This window comes from Selenihalanaerobacter shriftii (genome assembly GCF_900167185.1).
In the GTDB taxonomy this organism is placed as follows: Bacteria; Bacillota; Halanaerobiia; order Halobacteroidales; family Acetohalobiaceae; genus Selenihalanaerobacter; species Selenihalanaerobacter shriftii.
This window is the reverse complement of the sequence record NZ_FUWM01000016.1, coordinates 1-2,552: the sequence shown is the minus strand read 5'-3', so window position 1 is coordinate 2,552 and position 2,552 is coordinate 1. Positions and strand designations below refer to the sequence as shown.

Sequence of the window (2,552 nt, the reverse complement as noted above, 5' to 3'; positions counted from 1 at the left end):
AAGTTTACATTAGTGTAAGCTTAGTTTCCCCTGCGTAATTTTACGTAACTAAATTTTTTAAATTAATTCTTGACATATATTAGCTGGTTTATACGCCGTTCGCATTTATCACTCTTCCTATATCAGTTAATAAAAATATCATTCTGCCCATCTGTGATGACATAATTTTATTCATGCCTAATTTTATCTTCATCATAATAATTTTCTATAAATTTGACATGTTAAAATCATCTAATAAATCTTTTAAATTATATCTAACATCTGCACACTCTTTCAAAATAACTTTTGCTTTATTTTTTATTGTTTCGTTTTCTGTGGTGACAGCAACATCATATGCAATTCTTCCAAATAAATCATAATTACTCCACCCGCCATATCCAGTTGCTTCTACATAATTTCTATTGATTGAATCTAATAGCTTAACTTGGTTAGTTTCATCAAATTTTAAAATCATTTTTCCAAAATTATCAAGTTGATATTTAACTATAAATTTTGCGATTAAATCATCTTTTAGAACTTTTAGTATCTTTTCATAAACCTCTAAATCGAATATTTCATTTTTAATTTTATCAGGTAAAGAAATATCATTTATTTTAGAGGGTACATTAATTTCTGTACTGAGTTCAGGCTTGTCAAAATTTGGTTTTTCTAGAATTGGTTTTCCTTCAACAGCAATAAAAAATTCCTCTAATTTTTCAGCACTTAATTCAACATTTGGATTAACTTCTATTCCAAATATTGATTCCATATAATCTGGTTTAATTTTTGTTCCTTCTAAAAAAACGGGTATAAATTTTTCTTGTTTAGTATCCCTATATACTTTTGGACTTATAATAGAAGTTTCTATCCCAACACCACTAACTCTATTATTAGCTCTGTTCACATACTCTTTCTCACATAAAACAAAAACTTTTTCAGCTTTTCTTATAGAATCTTCCATAAAAAAATCCATGTTATATCCATGTCTCATTTCCCATTTATCAAAAATAACATCATATTTATCTAGTAGTTTTGTAGCTAAATTTTTAACAAACGTATCATATTGATACCAACAATATGATATAAAAACTTTTTTCATAAAATCACTCCTTAGAAATTCAAACTAAATAACAAAAAAACTAGTCTATCTATATGCCAAATATTCCTCGGGTTACCGATGCCCGTAAAACCTTATAGACTTAAAGTAAAAATCAAAGTTTTCATAAGTAAAATTAAATTTTCTTTTATAAATTAACATAGGTGTCAACCACACTATGTTAGGTGAAATTGTCAAACCTTTTATTAATTTTCTATCTAATTTTATATTTCTCTAAAAGTAAATTGGGAACTTCATGCATTAATGAAAAATCAAAGTTTTTTCTCGCTATTAATTTCGGATTATCAATTGGTTCTGATGAAATTATATCTACAGTTTTTCTACCTGCTTCAATCAGTTTTTTATCATCTAAGACTTGCTTATTAACTTCTTTGTTAATATATAATTCTTCAGAAAAATTAAAAATTATGTAGTTTACAGCAGCTAGTTTGTCTTCATGCGATAATTTCCTGAATTGACGGTAAAATCTTCTATATCTCTTATGTTTAGAATCAACGAACATCATAATAACACTTGACTTTTCCAAAGGAAATACACATATATGAATATCTCTTGTTTTATATTGAGAAGACATATTATATAAATCATTAATAATATTTCCTTCAAAATCAACTAATAATGTAATATTACTTTGAAAAGCAATAGGAACTACATAATCAAGTTTCTGATGATAAAATAAGTAGTATTCTTTCTCCCATCCTTTATTATCTACCCTCTTTGCTCGCTTGAATCCTTCATAATATTCTTGTAAGTCTAAATTATTCACTAACTGTTTTTGCTTATGTAATTCAGAAGGTAAACCTAAGTCTGACTTCATATTATCAAATAGAGCAATTTCAAATTTTCTCTTACTAATACCTTTTAAATAATTTTTCATTGCAATCTGTGCAATCATTCTAGAGGTAGGAACATCTCCATAATTATCAGGATTCTCATAATCACTAAAAATTTTACTATCACACTCTCTACAAATTAATTGAAAGGTACCTGATTGATTCACACCATCTTCATCATCTAATAAAAGTATTTGAACTAATTTATTGTTATTATAAACTTCTCCTTCCACTGCAATATTTCTTAACAAAAACGCTGGTATAGAATGTGAATTACAAAAACTACTACATTTCTTACCACAATAAAAACATTCTTCACTTTTAGCATCTTTTCTACTTTTACTAAACAGCTTTGACATTCTCTTTCTATATTCAATAATGTTATCTTTAGTAATATTTATATTTTCTCCCGAAAGAATTCCTAAATTGAACATATGTGTAAAGCCTTCATCAGAATTAAACATAACTATACCTCCTAAAATTACTAGCAAGTTAACAATTTCACCTAACATCCTTGTATGCGAATGGCGTAGTCACGGTAGGAATGTTAGTTACCCAACATCCCCCGCACAGATCCCAGCGTGCGAAATTATCGCACTGGGCTCTTCAGTAAATATTCGCTT

General features: G+C 27.5%; 2 protein-coding genes. Both read right to left on the bottom strand.

All coding sequences use genetic code 11. The features are described 5' to 3' along the window. Positions 1-205: 205 nt before the first annotated feature. On the bottom strand, positions 206-1,078 hold the full coding sequence (locus B5D41_RS09290) for a toll/interleukin-1 receptor domain-containing protein (protein ID WP_078810356.1): 873 nt from the start codon (positions 1,076-1,078) through the stop codon (positions 206-208). Positions 1,079-1,289: 211 nt separating this feature from the next. Further along, positions 1,290-2,393 (bottom strand): hypothetical protein, encoded by a 1,104-nt coding sequence (locus B5D41_RS09285; protein WP_078810355.1) that lies wholly within the window; start codon positions 2,391-2,393, stop codon positions 1,290-1,292. Between the last annotated feature and the right edge of the window lie 159 nt (positions 2,394-2,552).